Origin of the sequence: Bacillus cereus group sp. MYBKT14-1, assembly GCF_051915185.1 — a bacterium.
GTDB classification, from domain to species: domain Bacteria; phylum Bacillota; class Bacilli; order Bacillales; family Bacillaceae_G; genus Bacillus_A; species Bacillus_A cereus.
The window spans coordinates 56,977-76,586 of sequence record NZ_JBQAEF010000017.1 but is presented as its reverse complement, the minus strand read 5'-3'; the positions used below and the strand labels follow the sequence as shown (position 1 = coordinate 76,586).

The window sequence follows — 19,610 nt, the reverse complement described above, 5'->3', positions numbered from 1 at the left end:
ACTATTAATTTTACTACATACTAAAAAAACTGTCAGAAATTACTGACAGCCTAATGAAACGTCTATTGTTGCTTTTCAATTACAGTAGCAGCAATTCGTTCAAACTCTTTTTGAATCTCCTCTTTATATGCATCTACTATTGAAAAATCCATAGCAGCAATATAAATTCGTTCTAATTTATCACGAACCGATTTTGCTTTCGCTAAGAAAGACATCGCCTCATTCATTTTTGCTTTATATTGAATGGAGACATCACGAATTTCCTTCGCATATTTCTCATCCGTCCCTGGCGTAACAATAAGGGCATACATATCAATAATTTCATCACCCTCGCGACTTGGAAAATATTCATGTGGTGCGGTGCTATCAAAAATTGCAAATCCTAATTCTCTTACGATAACCATATCAAGACTATTCGGGTCAAATCCGCAATGATATACTTCAACTTCAAACCCTTTTTCTTCAGCTGCCTTAGCTAACTTTTTGAGCATCGTTGATTTTCCAGAGCCTGGGCGCCCTTTTATAAAATAACGATGTGGTAACCCTTCTGTTAAATTAGGAACAAAATCAACTGCTCCTTTCGGTGTAGCAGCTCCTAAAAAACGATGTTTTACAAGCGATTGTCTCCCGCTTTTATCTGCAAATAATTTCTGGATTAGCTGATTGGTTAGTTCATTTGCTTTATTAAAATCTATATTATCAATATATATCTTCTCCCACTCATCATGTATAACCAATGCCTCTTTAAAACGTGCGTAAGCAGACTGAAAAGCTTTGCTTGCTTCTGAAACAAATCTTTCAATTTCTAACTTCTGCTTTCTTAGTTTATCTGAGTCCCAAGCAATTCCTAAATTTATATACTCTTCAACAACCCCTGGCATTTTTGGCTCAATAACATGCGGCGATGTCCCATCAACAATTCCTACTTTTAATTTTGGGATAATTACACCATCAACCGATTTATTATCAGAAGAACAATGTAAAAATTCAATATCATATCCTTTTTCAATCCATTCACGACCTATTGCCTTTATTAAAGAAGATTTTCCCGTTCCTGGGCCACCCTTTAAGATAAATAATCTGTCTAATCCTTTTAAATTCTCTTCGTATAAATTTTGAAATCCCCTAGCTGTATTACCACCAGCATAATAATTTAATACATTTCCTGTCACTGCACTCACTCCTTCGCAGCATTCTATTTACATAAGCTACAATATGCGAGCAGCTTTATTTGGGTGAATACCTATTTTGTATTGCACGCAAAAAGGAAATGAATTACAATTTAACTATCGGAAAATTCCGATTTTAAAAACTGAATACTTCTTTATCAAGAGAGGCAGAGGGACCGGCCCTTTGAAGCCCAGCAACCTCAGTTTATACAAACTGAATAGGTGCTAATTCCTGCAAAATGCAATGCATTTTGGAAGATAAAACTCAACTAGCATGTAAAGCTCATCTTTCTTGATACTGAAGGATGAGCTTTTTATTATTTGAAAAACATATATTGGAGGTATGTAAAATGAAAGTAATTGATTTATCACAAACATTTGAAAATAATATGTCTCAATTTCCTGGAACACCTAAAATACAACTAGAAGCTGTTACAAGTGTTGAAGAATCAGGATATCAAGTTACAGATTTTCATTCTGTCGTTCATGTTGGCACGCATTGTGATGCTCCTGCGCATTTTATTTCAGGCGCAACGACCATCGATCAATTACCGCTGGATCAATTTGTAGGTGAAGCTGTTCTTATAGATGTAACACATATTCAAGAGCGAAAATTACCTAAGACAGTATTGCATAATACTGACATAAAAGAAGGTGATATTGTTATTTTTCATTCTAATCTATCCACAAAATGGAATACAGAAGCTTATGAGAAGGAAGCATTTTATCTGTCTGAAGAATTAGCTAAAGAACTAGTGCGATTAAAAGTAAAATCTATCGGTTTAGATTTCATTTCTCCTGATGAAGTCACAACAGAAACATCACCGATTCATCACATATTACTAGGGAATAATATTTACTTAATTGAAAATTTAACAAATCTAGATGCTATCGAAGCAAAACGTTTCTTTTTCTCAGCAGCACCTTTAAAAATTAAAAATAGTGACGGTGCTTTCGCAAGAGCATTTGCTGTTATTTTTTAAACATAGCCTATAAAAAAAGCAAAGGCCACTATTGGTCTTTGCTTCTATATTTTCTATTTAAATTAAGAAAGAATTGTTCCACACGGGGACGCACCCAAGCTAAACAATCTATCTCTTTCTTCTTTGTGCAAGCTATCTCTTCTCCATCAACCATTTCAACAAGTTCTAGTTCTAACAGTTGCCTCGTGAATGCTAACATATTCACTTCTTCGGATGGATACTCTTCTTTTAATTTCTCCTCAATTTCCCCCAATAAAAAACCGTCACGCATCATTGCCAATGCATCAATCCAAAGTGGCGGCATTTCATATTTTTCTCCTGTAATTGTATCTTTTACAATATAATTCTTTTGCTCTTTTCGAAATTGAATCGTGTGTAAACATACAGTCGAATTTAATGTTAATTCCATCATACCACCTCTTTCATAATATCTGCATAGAAAAAAGGATGCGTGTGCACCCCTTCTTATCTTTTCATAACACTACTGAACCGCTACATGAGCAATCAATCTCATGTCGATATTTTCCTCCATTATAAACGAAGTATTTTATAAAAAAAACCCTTCTTGAAACATTTTATAAAATGTTTATATTTACACAACAAGAACACTTTTCTGAAAAATCTTTTCTCCCAATACATTAAACGGTCGGCAAAAAAATTTCTACTTTCGTTCCTACTCCTACACTACTTTGAATCGTGATACTCCCTTGATGTTCCTTAATAATTTTATATGTAATCATTAACCCAAGTCCTGTACCAGTCTCCTTTGTTGTGTAAAACGCCTTACCGATTTTTTCTAACTTCTCATTCTCTATACCATATCCTTGGTCTTCAACAGAAATACACAAATGTCCTTGCGTTTTTTGATATGCACGAATATGAATTTCTCCACCCTCTGGCATTGATTCTATTCCATTTTTAATGATATTTAATAACACTTGTTTTAATTGCTTATCATCACCGTTTATAGCTGGTAAATTCCCATCTACTTGTAAATAACATTTAACTCTATATTGCGTTGCATAACTTTCCATTAGATGCACAACATATAGAAGGATGTCTCGTATATTACACCTTTCATAATTTGTTGGCTTTGGTTTTCCTAACAACATCAATTCACTAACAAATCCATTGACTCTTTCAATTTCTTGTAGCATAATGTCGTAGCTCATCGTATCAGTTGGATTTCTTTCTTTTTGCATTTGCGTAAACCCTTTTAACGCTGTTAACGGATTTCGAATTTCATGGGCAATTGTTGTAGACATAGTTCCAATCACAGCTAAATTTTCCGTCTCTTTCATATTGTTCATCATTTCAACCACTGTTCTTACATAAGATTGAAATCGTTTTAATAAAGAATGTGAAATAATAAAATAAAATACACATAAAACAAGTGGAATTATCACTTTTAAATCTTGTAATAGCAATGTGAAAAATACGTACTTTCCAATTACACTAAAGGACACTAAATAAAAGTATTTTCTATTCACGAAAACTGGGGCAAATAAAATTAATAACATTTCTACCATACTACCATGTTCAAAAGGTCTATCCGTTCGCAAATAAATCATTAAATTATTAACAAGATTGATAAACATGTATCCAAATAAAAATAAATATTTTATAGAATATACATACCCTCTTTTTTGAAGATATATCGAAATAGGAAATAATGCTATTACAAATATAGGCACACCTATCCCAAGACTACCTTCTGGCCACCCTACCGCTGTTCCACTAATATTCATAGCAGGATATACAAAATAATATATAGCGTCATATAAAAAGAATATAATATAGAATAATAATATAAATACCTTTAAGGCTCTTCTTTCTTCATAAATCAAGCTCTTGTATTTGTTCATATAAAAACTCCCCTTGATCGATACAAAAAACTTTCATTGTTATCTCCTTAAAGTATAAGTATGAATTTGCTTTCAGGGCAATATTTAACCTTATAATACTGAAAGGAAGGAGATCTCTCCTTCCTTTTGGTAGCAACTTATATCCATCTTACCCTATCATGTAACAATCCATCAGTAAAAGTATTATGCCCCATTACAAAATCCTTCATATATAAATTTAAATACTCACCGTACTTACTTTCTGTATTTAATAACAACTCCTCGACGTAATAAGCACCTTGTTCAAATTGATCTAAAAGTAAACTTGACAAGCCCGCATAAATCCCGCACCCTACCTGAAAATACGTTGCATTCGTTTTATATTTGCGAAAAACTTGGCTACTATTCATCACATTATACATATATGTCTCACTATTTTCATAAACGAGTAACACACCGACCAAGTCCTCTCCAGCAACCTCTTCTTCCGCTGGATTAAACACTTTACGATTCCAGTTCCATAAATCTTCTACTTGATCTAAGTTCTGTCTAATTATATTTGTTGTATACTCGTTAATTCGGTAAAGAAACCCAACTTCCATGTTAAAGTTTTTCCCTAAAATTAATACTTCCTCATGTGGCATTAAACAACCATAAAACTCTTTCTCTCCCAACTTTACTTTATACTCTGAAGCATATACATCCTCATAAAAGTAAAGGGGACGATGATGACTCATATACATCGGATAACTCCAGATCGCTTCATCTAGAAATCGCTCTACTGCCCATGAAGCGTACAGTGTATGAGGCTTTATAAGTTCTGTATCATTCAAAAATGACGTATCATGTTCTACTATATAACATGCTCTTGGCTTTTCATTCGGGCGTTCCTTCATAAGTTCAACAACCATCCATTGAACAACCCCTGGATTCATACCTGAGCCTATAATTGCTTTTGTATTTGTAAATTTCTCTTTTTCCTTCTCAAATCTCGTATATCTTTCCGTAAGCTGAAAGCCAATTAAACTATCGTCCTGATCTACTGCCTCATTTTCCAAGGCTGAATTAATATAACAAATTCCTAGTTCATTACAGCAGCTTAATACTCTAATTGTATCTGCCCCTGAAACATCAATCACAACACTCGTTCTTTTTTCTTTTAAATGTTTTTTAAATTCCACTACATTTTGAAGGTTTATTTCATATATATATAATTGATCTTTCAAATTCGAAAACAATTCATCATAATAATTCCTATCTTTTTGTTTTATATCCACCAAATGAAATTTAGCATTCTTTAATACTTCATAAATTGGATCTTTTTCATTTGCTATCGCTTGATTTAAAATTGCTAAAACTGCTTTTGCTGCTCCACCAGCACTACCAAGTAATGTAATCGATAACGGATTTAGAAACTGCTCCACCAACAAAACCCCTTTAATAAATTAGTTGAGCAGCTCCTCCTCAAAAAATAAATTGAATACATAAAAAGATAGCTCGTACACATTTCTTTATAAATTTGTGCAAAATTTTTCAAAAAAAATCATACCATAATATATTTATGTTCAATTCATTTTTCCCCTCATATTCAAATCGAGCTAAACAAATAGGCTCGACCTTTTCTTCTGCATATAAAAGAAAAAGCCAGCCCTTTTTCAACTAGCTTACGGACAATGGACAGATTTTACATGTTGAATATTTACATACATTTTCGCATCACGTGCTTTTAATATTTCAATATGCCCTTCATCAATTTTCGCCATCTTTCCAATCTTATTAGATTCCTCACCTAAATCGAACACCATGATTTTCCCAGCCATTTTAATAAGTTGTTCTTCAAACGTTCGAGCTAACGTAATATTTAACGGATTTACGGGGAGTTCATTTTTATTGAGGGCATACGGCACTTGGTTTTCTTTATACGGAATTAACCATTTTAAATGTTTTAAAGATATATATACCGTTTTATAAACCGGACTATAAAAAACAATATAATCATTCATCACACTTGTAACATAACCATGTATTGGAGCACTTCCTGCTACATAAACTTCTGTAAAAATTCCTTTAGAAGTACTTAATACTTTTCTCAAAGAAATTGAAGGGGATTCCCTCTTAATTACAGAATCAACATCTGGTTTTAATATTTCTTCGTCATATGGTCTTAAAAACTTATAGTATTGTACATGATATAAAGATATATATACATAGTCTTGTCCATTGTAAAGAACAACGATATCATTTCCTACATCTATTAATACACCTTTAAATCTTTTTTCACCGATTAATTTAACATATATATTTTCTCCAATACTTTTGTTTAACTCATTCATCTATATCCTCCTTCCTATGAATTTCTTCTTACCTGTCTTCCACTTCTAAAAAAATAATCAGGGCAAAGTTCTGTTTTAATAGTAAGTAATTCCTTTTCATACTATCGAAATAAGAAATTTTTCTTCTCTTTCCCTCATAATGCCCCTCTTATTTATTAAACATTATTCATCTTCATTCTTTTTACATTTCACTACTTGACTCACACTCTTAATATGATAATTAATGATATAAATGACTTCGTCGCCGTTTACTAGTGTAATACATTCTTCATGCACTTCACTTAATAATCCTTCCACACACTCTGGACCGCCACGATTAATTTTTACCCACTTATACTTCAAGTCTTTTAATATATCTAGAAAAGTATCCTCATCAGAGCAGAAACATGAACTATAGCAATCGCCACATTTACTTTCTTTCACTTTCTTCACTAGACTCTTCACATGTTTCAACTGATAATATACTAATTCACCATGAGGTAGTTGTAATGTAAGATAGTCTTTTCCTAACGATACGAGCTCACCAACTCGACTTTCTGGTCCACGAAGGTTTACTTTTACAGTCTCACCAACTAAACATTTAATTTGGTCACAGCATAATACATTCTCCAATTTCGTATCCCCCTTTCTAATTATCTTCCTCTACTTGATTGTCTTTGTGCACGAGCACGACCTGAATTATCGCTACTTTCCTTACTATCGTCGCTCTCATCGCTCTCTTCGCATGCTAAAGCATTATAGTTAACACTTTTAATATGCTTTATTGCAATTAATATAATTTCTTCTTTTACGATTAATGTTACGAAGTCACAAGAAACATCTTGCAAAATGCCTTCCACTTTCTCTGGACCGCCGCGATTAATTTTCACCCAGCAATATTTGAAACTTTCAAGTAGTGCTTCAAAATCTTCTGCACAGGCGCAATCTTCCCACTCACAATCACTTGATCCACATTCTTTCGCATTTTTTGTAATACTTTTTAGATGTTTAAGTTGATAGTAATAAAGCTCACCTTTTTCATTCTTCAATACGAAGTAGTCCTGACATACTGATATTATTGTTCCTTTTTGAGATTCTGGACCACCCCTGTTTACTCTCACAAAAGATCCAATTAAGTCTTTCAAAAAATCACAATGAAATAAACTCACGAGAAAACCCCTTCCATTAATTTATAAGCTTTTGCACTGATAGTATATGTATCTGTACAGGTTACGTTCTCTATGTTTGTCCTAGCTAGAAAAAAATATGCTTTTAACATGGTAGACTACTACCTATCAAAATTTGAAGAAAGGCTAAGAACTCCTTATGTTTTTGATATCTTCAAACAAAAAATCCCTTATGAAGATACATTTCTGCATATCTTCATAAGGGATTTCCCATAGTTTAATCTTCGTCTTTAACATCCATATCTTCTGGAATTGGTTCGTTCAATATTTCTTCCACTAATTGCTTATATTTCTCCATTTGTTCTAAATGCGTATTGAATTGTTCTTTATTTACTAAATATTGCTCTCCATCGAATAGCGCACGAATTTTCTTTTGCTGAATTAACTCTTCAATATACGATTTTGGTAAATTCAAATACTCCGCAGTCTCTTCTATTGTTATATACAATGCATTCATTCCTTTATTATTTTTTCATCTATACTGTATCTTACTTTACTTTATTTTTGTAAACAAATAAAAAAGATTTTGTAAATGCAGTTCAAAAAGCAGGTAGATGCATTCCATATATTGTATAGTATTATATAGTAAGAATTTTTTAAATATAGAATGGTATTACCCATTTACACAAAGGAGAGTTAACATATGGCTACTCGTCACATCATTACAATGTTAGAAAAAACACTACAAGTTGAAACAGAAAACACAATTTCTCATTTGAATGTATCTTTATCTGATCGTTTTCTTTCTCAAAGCACAGCAATACATGAAAACAATTGTTATCATACAATTGGTGAATGGTACAAAAATCATTTCTTATTCCAACAAGATGATTTCCTTTGGGCTAAATATGCCTTCTATGACGCATATTGTGAAGCCATCCAAAAACAAGGTCATCTTACAAAACGCGTCCGTCAAATATTAGAATCATTGGCTCGAAAACACGGAAAACAGTATATTGCTTCTATACTAAATATGCCATTTCCTAATGAACGCGCTAAAGGGACAGCGTAATTTAGCCATGTTCTGTGTAAGCAAAACATAGCTAAATTGTTTTCTAGGATGCTTTACCAATAAAATGTTCATATCATATGAACTGATGAAACCGGTGTCATTATAATGATAGAAAATATAGTAAACAGGAAAACCCCCACGTACATCTCTCATTCACTTGAATAGAGAAATACGTGGGGGTATACTTGTTCCTTATTATTTCATCATCTGCTTAATCAGTTCGCGATTTCTCTTCTTAAATACTTCATTATGAGAAGAAACCATTCCATACTCACTTGCATCTGGTTGGATAAATTGTTTTGCTTTATTCACAGCATTTCCAGCATCTTGGAATGCACCTGCAATTAAGTGTAGTTTCCCTTCGTGCTTTAAAATATCTCCAGCAGCATATAATCCATCTACTGAAGACTCACTATTTGCATTACCTGCAATATAATAATTATCTATAATTGCAACGTCTAACTCACTATTTTCTAATAATGTAATGTCGCGTTCATATCCATGATTAATAATAACTTCATCAATAGGTAAATGAGAAACCTCACCTGTTTCATGATTTGTTAATTCTACATATTCGATCGCTTCATGGTTATCACCAGCAATTAATTTTGTAATCGATGTATTAAAGAAACACTCCGCTGAGCTGTTCATAAGTTGTTTTACTTGTGCTTCATGACCAGATAATTCTTCTTTTCTATAGGTTACATACACTTTTTTCGCAATTGGTTCTAATTCATTTGCCCAATCAACAGCAGAATTGCCTCCACCGGAAATAATAACTGTTTTACCTTTGAAACGCTTTAAAGATTTAACTGTATAATTTAAATTCGATACTTCAAATCGCTCAGCACCTTCAATAGATAACTTTTGCGGTTTCAATATACCACTTCCTGTTGCGACGATAACTGTTTTTGAAAAGTGTTCTTCGCCAGTACTTGTTTTTAATGTAAAAGTACCATCTTGATTACGAATAATCGATTCTACTTTTGTATCTAATACAACTTCCGGCTTAAATGTTAACCCTTGCTGTACAAGTTGTTCAATTAACTTATCACCTGTAACTGGCAATAGTCCTCCTACATCCCAAATCATTTTTTCCGGATACACATGTATTTTTCCACCTAAATGTGGTTGAAATTCTATTATTTTCGTTCTCATTTCTCTGAGTCCACTATAAAAAGCTGAATAAAGCCCTGCAGGTCCTCCGCCTATCACGGTTACATCAAACAATTCTTCTCGATTCATTCGTGCTCACTCCTCAGCTATTAATCATTGATTATCATTCTCAATAAAATATAACCTGTTTCCGCAAAATTTACAATCAAAATTACTATTGACAATACACCTATATAAAATTATATTATTTAAAGAATCAATAGTGATAATCATTATCATTTTGTTAATAATTAGCAAATTTGAGATTACATCTTCTTTCATTAATATAGTTATTACCATATTATAAAATCTCATATTCAAGATTTTTAATAAATTATTTTGCATTACCACTACTATTTCAAAAAGATTGCAGTTAAACAAATTATTGTATACACATATCATCTATGTTAAAGGAGAAAGACGATGAAAAAGTTATTTATTTCACTAACAGTCCTTTTCGTTCTTGTCATGAGTGCTTGTAGCAATGGCTCTACAGACAAAAAGAATGATGCAAAAGGTAGCAAATCAGAAACAATTACATACCAAACTGAAGATGGTAAAAAAATAGAAGTTCCTGCAAATCCAAAACGCGTTGTTGTATTATCATCATTCGCTGGTAACGTAATGTCATTAGGTGTAAATCTTGTTGGGGTAGATTCATGGTCTAAACAAAATCCACGTTTTGATAGTAAACTTAAAGATGTTGCTGAAGTATCAGATGAAAATGTTGAAAAAATCGCTGAACTAAATCCAGATTTAATCATTGGTTTATCAAATGTTAAAAATGTTGATAAGTTAAAGAAAATCGCTCCTACTGTAACTTACACTTACGGAAAAGTTGATTACTTAACACAGCATTTAGAAATTGGTAAGTTATTAAACAAAGAAAAAGAAGCAAAAACTTGGGTTGATGACTTCAAGAAACGCGCACAAGAAGCTGGTAAAGAAATTAAAGCAAAAATCGGTGAAGATGCAACAGTTTCTGTTGTTGAAAACTTCAACAAACAGCTTTATGTATACGGCGAGAACTGGGGCCGTGGAACAGAAATCCTGTACCAAGAAATGAAATTAAAAATGCCTGAAAAAGTAAAAGAAAAAGCATTAAAAGAAGGTTACTACGCATTATCTACTGAGGTATTACCTGAATTTGCTGGTGATTACTTAATCGTAAGTAAAAACAAAGATACTGATAACTCATTCCAAGAGACAGAATCATATAAAAACATCCCAGCAGTAAAAAATAATCGCGTATATGAAGCAAACATGATGGAATTCTATTTCAATGATCCACTTACATTAGATTTCCAACTAGACTTCTTCAAGAAGAGCTTTCTTGGTAAATAATACAAACATGAGGAATTCTTAATTTAAGAATTCCTCTTCCTTTATTCTATGAACAGAAAAGATGTGAAACGAATGACAAAAGATCATGACAATCCACGTTCTATAGCTTTTACATACAAACTAATTTTAAGCTTAATTGCATTCTTTCTTATTTTTACGGTTGCAATGGTATTAGGTGCTGCAGATACTTCGATAAAGGATGTATGGTTAGCACTCACTTCCTCCGCTAAAGGAGACAAAATATCTATTATTCGAGAAATACGTTTACCACGTGAAGTTGCTGCTATTTTTGTAGGAGCTGGATTAGCCGTTTCTGGGGCAATTATGCAAGGATTAACACGAAATCCACTTGCGGATCCTGGATTATTAGGGCTATCTGGTGGAGCAAATGCTGCGCTTGCACTGACACTTGCTTTCAACCCTTCCATCAGCTATCTTTACTTAACATTAGCTTGCTTTATCGGTGCGGCAATTGGCGCAATTATGGTATTTGGAATTGGTATGGTGAAAAAAGGCGGCCTTTCTCCTCTTCGAATTGTATTAGCGGGCGCTGCAGTTTCAGCATTTCTACTCGCAATTTCAGAAGGAATCGGCATTTACTTTAAAATTTCACAAGATGTATCACTTTGGACTGCTGGGGGCGTAATTGGAACAACTTGGAGCCAATTAAAAATTATTATTCCAGTCATTTCAATTAGTATCTTTATCGCTATCTTACTAGCAAAAAAATTGACAGTTCTTAGTTTCAGTGAGGAAGTGGCTATTGGACTAGGTCAAAAAATTATTGTTATTAAAACTATTTTATTTATCATTATTATCTTACTTGCAGGTGCATCTGTAGCGCTTGTTGGAAATATGGCATTTATCGGCTTAATGGTACCTCACATGGTACGCCCAATTGTCGGTCCAGATTACCGATTTGTTATACCGCTGTCAGCAATTGCTGGAGCTTCCTTTATGCTACTTGCAGATACAATCGGACGTACTATTAACGCTCCATACGAAACACCAGTTGCGGCAATTGTCGCGATTGTAGGGTTACCATTCTTCCTATTCATTGTACGTAAAGGAGGAAAAACATTCTCATGATGCAATCTATTTTAAGAAAACAGCGTCTCATTATACTCGCTTTACTTATAGTAATCATCACAACCATTGTAGTTGGAATGGGACTTGGTTCAGCATCTTTATCTTATGATCGACTACTCCCAACATTAATGGGGCAAGGGACTTTTAAAGAGGAGTTTGTTTTATACTCTTTAAGACTACCTAGAATTGTCATTACATTATTAGCTGGTATGGCTCTCGCTTTATCAGGGGCTATTCTGCAAGGAATTACCCGAAATGATTTAGCTGAACCTGGTATTCTTGGTATTAACTCTGGGGCTGGTGTTGCTGTTGCTATTTTCTTTTTATACTTTCCAATAGACGTAGGTTCATTTCTTTACTTACTACCTGTCGTTGGATTTATTGGGGCATTTCTGACAGCTGTTCTAATTTACGTGTTTTCATATAGTAAATCAACTGGACTTCAACCAATACGATTAACATTAACTGGTATCGGTTTTGCATTTGCACTATCTGGAGCGATGATTGTCCTTATTTCATCCGCTGATCGTATGAAAGTGGACTTTATTTCAAAATGGATTGCCGGAAATATTTGGGGAGATGACTGGATTTTCGTTTTAGCAATGCTCCCATGGTTAATCGTATTAATTCCGTTTGTTTTCTATAAAGCAAATCGATTAAACATTTTAGCATTAAACGAACCAGTCGCAATTGGCGTTGGAATTGAAATTGAAAAAGAACGCAGGTACTTATTAGTTGCAGCCGTTGCACTTGCAGCCGCAGCTGTTTCCGTAACAGGAGGAATTAGCTTTATCGGATTAATGGCTCCTCATATCGCGAAATCTTTAGTAGGTCCAAGACATCAAATCTTCATGCCTATCGCCCTTTTAATCGGCGGATGGCTATTATTATTAGCTGATACAATCGGACGAAATATCGTTGATCCTAATGGCATTCCAGCAGGTATTGTCGTTGCTTTAATTGGGGCTCCTTACTTTATGTATTTGTTGCTTAAAAAAGCGTAAAAAATACCCTCAAGATCTTTTCTTGAGGGTGTCTTTGTTTCATTCTACTGCTGCCCATACCCTTCAAACTTCTTCGCCAAATTCTCCATCTCATCTTCTGGCAATAGCTTTGGTTCCCCAATGCTTTTCGTTTGATAATAAATTTGAGCACAAAACTCAATCTCTTCTGCAACAGTAAACGCCATTTTTATATTATTTGCACCAGCAATTAAACCGTGATTTGCAAGTAAAACAGCACGGCGATCAATCATGCCTTCAAAAGCAGCCTCCGCTAATTGCTTCGTACCAAATGTTTCATACGGTGCACAGCGCACATTCGGTCCTGCGAAAGCAATTAAATACGATACAGCAGGAAGCTCCCATCCTAATGATGCAATCGTCTTCGCATAGGGAGAATGTGTATGCACAAGCGCATTTATATCTTCACGATTTCTATAATAAATAAGGTGCATATCGAGTTCGCTTGATGGTCTTCTCTCTCCCTCTACTACTTCACCATCTAAGTTTAATATAACTACATCTTCAGGCTTTGTTTCATAATAATCTAAACCACTTGGGCTAATGGCAACAAGACCTTGCTCGCGATTGAAAATACTAATATTACCGCCTGTCCCCTTTGTTAAACCGCTAGAAATCATTTTCTTTCCACACGCTACAATTTCTTCTCTCTCTTTTTGTAATAACATATACATCCCCCTAAGTATGAAGCTTATGATGACTGACTTTTTAAATCTATCTACTTACTAAAATAGATTTTTTAAGTTCTCCGTAAACGGTGCTTTTATAATCCCTTTTTCCGTAATAATCGCAGTTACATTTTCATATGGCGTGACATCAAATGCTGGATTATATACTTTACTTTCTTTCGGAGCCGAATATTGTCCAAAGCGATTAATTACTTCAGAAGCATCCCTTTCCTCGATTGGAATTTCTTTTCCTGTCGGTGTTTTCAAGTCAATTGTCGGCGTTGGTGCCGCTACATAAAACGGAATGTTGTAGTATTTCGCTAAAATAGATACGCCTAATGTTCCAATTTTATTTGCTATATCACCGTTCGCTGCTACACGGTCACATCCAACAATTACCGCATCAATCTTCCCTTGTGACATGACCATAGCTGCCATATTATCTGTAATAACAGTAACGTCAATGCCCGCTCGCTGCAGTTCTAATGCTGTTAACGTTGAACCTTGTAATCTAGGGCGTGTTTCATCAGAATAGATTTTTAAGTCCCATCCTTTTTCTTTCGCTAAATACATTGGAGCTGTCGCAGTACCATACTTAGTTGTCGCTAACGCACCAGCATTACAATGTGTTAATACTCCCATTCCATCATGGAATAATGTTAATGCATGTTCTCCAATTTGACGGTTAATTTCTTCATCTTCTCTATGAATCTCTTTTGCCTCTTCTAGTAATCTATTTTTCAGCTGTGAGATTGATAAGTCAGTATTCGCCGTCGCTACATTCTCCATTCTTTCAAGTGCCCAAAATAAATTTACTGCAGTCGGTCTTGATGTCGCCAAGTATGTACATACCTTTCTTACTTCATCCATAAATCCTTCTTCCGTACCTTCAGCAAATTCCTTTATCCCTAAATACACTCCATAAGCTGCTGAAACACCAATCGCTGGTGCACCTCGTACTTTCATTACTTGAATGGCATCCCACACACTTTCAGCTGTTTTAAAAGATTCATAAACAATTTCATTCGGTAATAACGTTTGATCTAACAAAACTAAAGCATCATCTTTCCACTGAATTGGTATTAATTGCTCTTCCATCATATTCTCCCCTTACTCCACGTAGTGCATTGACTGTTCTTTTAACGTTTCTACAAAACTTGTACCCGTTCTATATTGATTCGCTCGTAAAATAAAACTCTTCGCTACTTTAAGACAAATTCGCTCCGCTCTAGCACGTGCTTCCTCATTCTCAATACAAGTAATATCTTTTACTTTCGCTAATCCAACAATACGGCGGATTAATTCAAGACCTGTCACTGCAGCTGTATCCTCTAATACAGATTGTAAATAGGCTTCGTTAAAGCCTTCTTCCTTCGCCATAATCTCGGTCACATGAATATCCCAAGCATCTAAAAACTTCTTCTTAAATAAATCAATTACCTCTACCATCGTAGTTTGTAACCAATCCATATACGTATCTTTCTCAGCTCCAGGTAGCATCGTTGCATCTGCATTCACCCAAGCAAACATTAAATTCGCCATTACATTCCCGACGTCATATCCCATAGGTCCATAAAAAGCAAACTCAGGATCAATAACCTTTGTAGAATCATCTCTTACAAAAACAGAACCAGTATGTAAATCACCATGAATAAGCGCCTGTGCATTCGTCATAAAAGAAAATTTACGTTTCGCTACTTCCATACGAAGCTCTTTATCACTATAAATATGCTCCCTAATCCATCCCTCATTTAAAGGAAATAACTCATTACGCTTATTATGATTTGTAAATGGTTCTGAATATACGAGGTCCTCTGTAATCTCACATAATTCAGGATTTATATAATTCTTCACAAGTTCCTTCTTCTCTTTATGATTCATTACAACATCCGATGTTAATAAAAGTGTATTTACCATAAAAGTAGTTAAGTCGTCAGCAAGCCGCGGAAATATTTGATGATTTATAAGTGCTGTACGTAATATTGTGTGATCCGATAAATCTTCCATTACGCAACAGTTCATCACACTATCAAATAAATACACCTTAGGAACAAGTCCAGGTGCTAACTCATCCTCTAACTGCAAAACATCTGATTCTATACGAATACGATTCGTCGATAACTTAAACTCATCTGAAATGCGGGCTGTATCCCCAGCTTGCTTTACGATGACAGACATGTTCTCTTTTTCATCCCAAACGCGGAACACATAATTTAAATTGCCATCACCTATTTCTTTACACTTTAGCCCCTTTGCATGTTCAAACTTAGATAATTTCTCTTTCACATATGCAATCACATCGTTAGCTTCCATTAAAAAATACTTCGTGAACTTAGACATGGTTTCCCCTCCACACTAATTGTAAGCGTTTTCTAAAAGCTATAAAAAATAATGGGATTAAATCTTTCATCCTAAAATATATGATCTTCTTTTTGAAATGTATATCTAGGTTTTATTATATCTTGTTAGCACTTTGAGTCAATGTTTCTAACTATTATCGTAATATACTTCCTAATTATATATTTGAGATGACAAAAATTGTTCAAAAAATTTCCGATTCATTTTATTTTATTTATCACAAAATTCTTTGTAAAATAGAAGTAAGCAGTTCCTTTTCAAAACCACAACTTCTAAGAAATATCTCCTTCCTAAGAAATTAAACTTACACACTATCTCTAACATACACACTAAACTTTCAACTACTCATCTAAAATTTATAGACTTAAAATTACCTTTCCATTCCCTGTTAGTCTTAATTGAGAATAAATATTAATTAAATTGGTATAAAGTTGGTTTATTCTCTTGACAAAATAACCACTTCTATATGATAATTAATATCGAATTAGAATTATTATAGTTAATTAAAAAATATATTTTATGAGCACACTATTTTTTGATGCTCAAAACCAACATTTAGGAGGAATTTTAACATGTTATTAATCGGCACAGAAGTAAAACCGTTTAAAGCTAATGCTTACCATAATGGAGAATTTATCCAAGTTACTGACGAAAGTTTAAAAGGAAAATGGAGTGTAGTTTGTTTCTACCCAGCTGACTTCACATTCGTTTGCCCAACTGAACTTGAAGACTTACAAAACCAATACGCAACTCTAAAAGACTTAGGCGTTGAAGTATACTCTGTATCTACAGACACTCACTTCACTCACAAAGCATGGCATGATAGCTCAGAAACTATCGGCAAAATCGAGTACATCATGATTGGTGACCCAACTCGCACAATCACTACAAACTTCAACGTTTTAATGGAAGAAGAAGGTCTTGCTGCTCGTGGTACATTCATCATCGATCCAGACGGCGTTATCCAATCTATGGAAATCAATGCTGACGGTATCGGCCGTGACGCAAGCATTCTTGTTAACAAAATTAAAGCTGCTCAATACGTACGTAACAACCCAGGTGAAGTTTGCCCAGCTAAATGGCAAGAGGGTTCTGCAACACTTAAACCAAGCCTTGACCTTGTAGGCAAAATCTAAGGAGTTCGATCAAAATGATACTAGATGCAGATATAAAAACACAACTATCCCAATACCTTCAATTAATGGAGAACGATATTTTACTTAAAGTAAGCGCAGGAGACGATAACGTATCTAAAGATATGTTAGCTCTAGTAGACGAATTAGCTACTATGTCATCTAAGATTACAGTAGAAAAAGTTGAATTAGAGAGAACACCAAGCTTTAGCGTAAACCGCCCTGGTGAAAACACTGGTGTCGTATTCGCTGGTATTCCATTAGGACACGAATTTACATCATTAGTGTTAGCTTTACTACAAGTAAGTGGACGCGCTCCAAAAGTTGAACAAAAATTAATCGATCAAATTAAAAACATTCAAGGCGAATATCATTTTGAATCTTATATCAGCCTAAGTTGTCATAACTGTCCTGATGTTGTACAAGCTCTTAACGTAATGAGCGTTCTTAACCCTGGTATTACACATACTATGATTGATGGCGCTGCATTCAAAGAGGAAGTAGAAAGCAAAGACATTATGGCAGTACCAACTGTTTACCTAAACGGCGAATCTTTCGGAAGCGGTCGTATGACACTTGAAGAAATTTTAGCTAAAATGGGTAACGGTCCAGATGCATCAGAGCTTTCTGATAAAGATCCATACGATGTTCTTGTTGTTGGTGGCGGCCCTGCTGGTGCAAGTGCAGCAATTTACGCAGCACGTAAAGGCATCCGCACTGGTATCGTTGCTGAGCGCTTCGGTGGTCAAGTAATGGATACTATGGGCATTGAGAACTTCATCAGCGTGAAAAAGACTGAAGGTCCTAAGCTAGTAGCAAGCCTTGAAGAGCACGTAAAAGAATACGACATCGATGTAATGAATCTACAACGTGCGAAACGTTTAGAGAAAAAAGAACTTATTGAAGTGGAACTTGAAAACGGCGCTATTCTGAAAAGTAAGAGCGTAATCGTTTCTACAGGTGCTCGTTGGCGTAATGTTGGCGTACCAGGTGAAGCTGAGTTCAAAAATAAAGGTGTAGCATATTGCCCACACTGTGACGGTCCATTATTCACTGGAAAAGACGTAGCAGTTATCGGCGGAGGTAACTCTGGTATTGAAGCAGCTATCGACTTAGCAGGTATCGTTAAGCACGTAACTGTTCTTGAATTCATGCCAGAATTAAAAGCTGATGCTGTATTACAAGAGCGTCTTAACAGCTTACCAAACGTAACTGTTCTGAAAAACGTTCAAACGAAAGAAATCACTGGTACTGATAAAGTAAACGGTATTTCTTACATCGATCGTGAAACTGAAGAAGTTCATCACGTTGAGTTACAAGGTGTATTCGTACAAATCGGTCTTGTGCCAAACACAGACTGGTTAGGCGAAACAGTTGAACGCGTTCGCGGTGAAATCGTAACAGACAAGCACGGCGCTACAAACGTACCAGGAGTGTTTGCTGCAGGTGACTGTACAAATAATCCGTACAAACAAATCATCATCTCTATGGGTTCAGGTGCAAACGCAGCTTTAGGTGCATTTGATTACTTAATCCGTAACTAATAAAAAAGACGCGCTACCTATTGGTAGCGCGTCTTTTTTATTATATTTCATGTAAATAGTTATCAAGTTCCTTCCAACTCATTACTGTATAAGGTGTACCTACATTCAATACTACTTTTACATTTTCTGCTACTATTTGCATTCTCTTAGTTGGATTATCTCTTTTTCCTGAAGGATAAATAGCAAGTTTCATCATTTCTTGCTTTCCATCTTCATAAATCCTTTTCTTTAAACCAAATTGGTTAATTTGTTCCTTTGAAGGAACTTCTTTGCCTTCCCAGTCACATATTTCAAATAGAGGATACCTATCTCCGTGCCATTCCTCAATAATCTCAATTACTTTAAGAATAATACAACTCCCTGATACTAATTCATAACTAACAGCATCACCTGCTTTTAAAGAAGTATTAGCTATAAATCTTTTCGGCACTTTTTTAGCTTCTGGCTGCCGAGAATGTAACTGCTCTCTTAGTTTATTTAAAACTACTTCACGTTTCTTCTGTAATTTAGGTTCTTCTTCCCAACGGGCTAAATCTGCACCACTTTCTATTATTTGCAATGCCTCCTGCTTAACATTCTCTTGAAGTCTCCCTAACCTCCATTGTATGGAAGCAAATACTAACCAAAAAACAATAGTCTCTTCATTATCTAATTCATTCTTGTATTCCTCAATTACAATCCTACTTGCGTCCTCATTTGAATATTCATTTGCTAACAAATCCTTATACAGTAACTTAATATCTTCAGCAATATCGTCTGATAATATTGCTACTCCCCAAGCCCCCATACA

The 19,610-nt window shown here is 34.7% G+C and carries 20 protein-coding genes and 1 riboswitch; of the genes, 7 read left to right on the top strand and 13 right to left on the bottom strand.

Going from position 1 to position 19,610, the window contains the following annotated elements; translation table 11 throughout:
* Nucleotides 1-62: 62 nt before the first annotated feature.
* Complete coding sequence (locus ACTFO4_RS25905; protein ID WP_440014518.1) at nucleotides 63-1,172, bottom strand: PRK06851 family protein; 1,110 nt, start codon at nucleotides 1,170-1,172, stop codon at nucleotides 63-65.
* Nucleotides 1,173-1,321: 149 nt separating this feature from the next.
* Nucleotides 1,322-1,434: riboswitch (SAM riboswitch) on the top strand.
* Between the two features lie 85 nt (nucleotides 1,435-1,519).
* Here ACTFO4_RS25905 and ACTFO4_RS25900 point away from each other — a divergent pair.
* The gene (locus ACTFO4_RS25900) at nucleotides 1,520-2,152 is read left to right on the top strand and encodes a cyclase family protein (RefSeq protein WP_440014517.1); all 633 of its coding nucleotides are present in this window, start codon (nucleotides 1,520-1,522) and stop codon (nucleotides 2,150-2,152) included.
* 28 nt (nucleotides 2,153-2,180) lie between these two features.
* Here the strand turns inward: ACTFO4_RS25900 and ACTFO4_RS25895 are convergent, their stop codons facing one another.
* From ACTFO4_RS25895 to ACTFO4_RS25865, 7 genes are all read right to left on the bottom strand, one after another.
* Nucleotides 2,181-2,561 carry a hypothetical protein gene (locus ACTFO4_RS25895; RefSeq protein WP_000424116.1) on the bottom strand — a complete coding sequence of 127 codons (381 nt, stop codon included), beginning with the start codon at nucleotides 2,559-2,561 and terminating at the stop codon, nucleotides 2,181-2,183.
* Nucleotides 2,562-2,790: 229 nt separating this feature from the next.
* Entirely contained in the window at nucleotides 2,791-4,017 is a 1,227-nt protein-coding gene (locus ACTFO4_RS25890) for an ATP-binding protein (protein WP_061456719.1), read from the bottom strand.
* Between the two features lie 137 nt (nucleotides 4,018-4,154).
* Nucleotides 4,155-5,420 carry a hypothetical protein gene (locus ACTFO4_RS25885; RefSeq protein ID WP_000434666.1) on the bottom strand — a complete coding sequence of 422 codons (1,266 nt, stop codon included), beginning with the start codon at nucleotides 5,418-5,420 and terminating at the stop codon, nucleotides 4,155-4,157.
* A 240-nt stretch (nucleotides 5,421-5,660) separates the two neighbouring features.
* Nucleotides 5,661-6,329, bottom strand: coding sequence for a hypothetical protein (locus ACTFO4_RS25880; RefSeq protein ID WP_001004274.1), 669 nt, complete (start codon nucleotides 6,327-6,329; stop codon nucleotides 5,661-5,663).
* A gap of 162 nt (nucleotides 6,330-6,491) precedes the next feature.
* A complete protein-coding gene (locus tag ACTFO4_RS25875; protein ID WP_017673757.1) occupies nucleotides 6,492-6,941 on the bottom strand; it encodes a hypothetical protein in 450 nt (149 codons plus the stop codon).
* A 20-nt stretch (nucleotides 6,942-6,961) separates the two neighbouring features.
* Nucleotides 6,962-7,477, bottom strand: a complete 516-nt coding sequence (locus ACTFO4_RS25870; protein WP_017673756.1) for a hypothetical protein — start codon at nucleotides 7,475-7,477, stop codon at nucleotides 6,962-6,964.
* Nucleotides 7,478-7,712: 235 nt separating this feature from the next.
* Nucleotides 7,713-7,952 carry a helix-turn-helix domain-containing protein gene (locus tag ACTFO4_RS25865; RefSeq protein WP_002025240.1) on the bottom strand — a complete coding sequence of 80 codons (240 nt, stop codon included), beginning with the start codon at nucleotides 7,950-7,952 and terminating at the stop codon, nucleotides 7,713-7,715.
* A 186-nt stretch (nucleotides 7,953-8,138) separates the two neighbouring features.
* On the opposite strand from ACTFO4_RS25865, the gene ACTFO4_RS25860 reads away from it, so the two are divergent.
* The gene (locus ACTFO4_RS25860) at nucleotides 8,139-8,507 is read left to right on the top strand and encodes a hypothetical protein (protein ID WP_016121517.1); all 369 of its coding nucleotides are present in this window, start codon (nucleotides 8,139-8,141) and stop codon (nucleotides 8,505-8,507) included.
* Nucleotides 8,508-8,702: 195 nt separating this feature from the next.
* On the opposite strand, the gene ACTFO4_RS25855 is transcribed toward ACTFO4_RS25860, so the two are convergent.
* Complete coding sequence (locus ACTFO4_RS25855; RefSeq protein WP_001078299.1) at nucleotides 8,703-9,752, bottom strand: NAD(P)/FAD-dependent oxidoreductase; 1,050 nt, start codon at nucleotides 9,750-9,752, stop codon at nucleotides 8,703-8,705.
* Nucleotides 9,753-10,085: 333 nt separating this feature from the next.
* Here ACTFO4_RS25855 and ACTFO4_RS25850 point away from each other — a divergent pair, with 333 nt between their 5' ends.
* From ACTFO4_RS25850 to ACTFO4_RS25840, 3 genes are read left to right on the top strand one after another with little or no spacing between them, the layout of a single operon-like run.
* A complete protein-coding gene (locus ACTFO4_RS25850; RefSeq protein WP_000732585.1) occupies nucleotides 10,086-11,006 on the top strand; it encodes an iron-hydroxamate ABC transporter substrate-binding protein in 921 nt (306 codons plus the stop codon).
* A 48-nt stretch (nucleotides 11,007-11,054) separates the two neighbouring features.
* Nucleotides 11,055-12,095 carry a FecCD family ABC transporter permease gene (locus ACTFO4_RS25845; protein WP_031312273.1) on the top strand — a complete coding sequence of 347 codons (1,041 nt, stop codon included), beginning with the start codon at nucleotides 11,055-11,057 and terminating at the stop codon, nucleotides 12,093-12,095.
* Nucleotides 12,092-13,099, top strand: a complete 1,008-nt coding sequence (locus tag ACTFO4_RS25840; protein WP_000983752.1) for a FecCD family ABC transporter permease — start codon at nucleotides 12,092-12,094, stop codon at nucleotides 13,097-13,099. The genes ACTFO4_RS25845 and ACTFO4_RS25840 overlap by 4 nt, the downstream gene beginning before the upstream one ends.
* Before the next feature lie 44 nt (nucleotides 13,100-13,143).
* On the opposite strand, the gene ACTFO4_RS25835 is transcribed toward ACTFO4_RS25840, so the two are convergent.
* From ACTFO4_RS25835 to mtnK, 3 genes are read right to left on the bottom strand one after another with little or no spacing between them, the layout of a single operon-like run.
* Complete coding sequence (locus tag ACTFO4_RS25835) at nucleotides 13,144-13,785, bottom strand: L-fuculose-phosphate aldolase (protein WP_440014516.1); 642 nt, start codon at nucleotides 13,783-13,785, stop codon at nucleotides 13,144-13,146.
* Nucleotides 13,786-13,842: 57 nt separating this feature from the next.
* Entirely contained in the window at nucleotides 13,843-14,886 is a 1,044-nt protein-coding gene (gene mtnA, locus ACTFO4_RS25830) for an S-methyl-5-thioribose-1-phosphate isomerase (RefSeq protein WP_440014515.1), read from the bottom strand.
* Between the two features lie 9 nt (nucleotides 14,887-14,895).
* Nucleotides 14,896-16,125, bottom strand: coding sequence for an S-methyl-5-thioribose kinase (gene mtnK / locus ACTFO4_RS25825; protein ID WP_078421465.1), 1,230 nt, complete (start codon nucleotides 16,123-16,125; stop codon nucleotides 14,896-14,898).
* Between the two features lie 590 nt (nucleotides 16,126-16,715).
* Here mtnK and ahpC point away from each other — a divergent pair.
* The gene (gene ahpC / locus ACTFO4_RS25820) at nucleotides 16,716-17,279 is read left to right on the top strand and encodes an alkyl hydroperoxide reductase subunit C (RefSeq protein WP_000924420.1); all 564 of its coding nucleotides are present in this window, start codon (nucleotides 16,716-16,718) and stop codon (nucleotides 17,277-17,279) included.
* Between the two features lie 14 nt (nucleotides 17,280-17,293).
* The gene (ahpF, locus tag ACTFO4_RS25815; protein WP_000599508.1) at nucleotides 17,294-18,820 is read left to right on the top strand and encodes an alkyl hydroperoxide reductase subunit F; all 1,527 of its coding nucleotides are present in this window, start codon (nucleotides 17,294-17,296) and stop codon (nucleotides 18,818-18,820) included.
* A 40-nt stretch (nucleotides 18,821-18,860) separates the two neighbouring features.
* On the opposite strand, the gene ACTFO4_RS25810 is transcribed toward ahpF, so the two are convergent.
* Nucleotides 18,861-19,607 (bottom strand): hypothetical protein, encoded by a 747-nt coding sequence (locus ACTFO4_RS25810; RefSeq protein ID WP_000501503.1) that lies wholly within the window; start codon nucleotides 19,605-19,607, stop codon nucleotides 18,861-18,863.
* Nucleotides 19,608-19,610 lie beyond the last annotated feature (3 nt).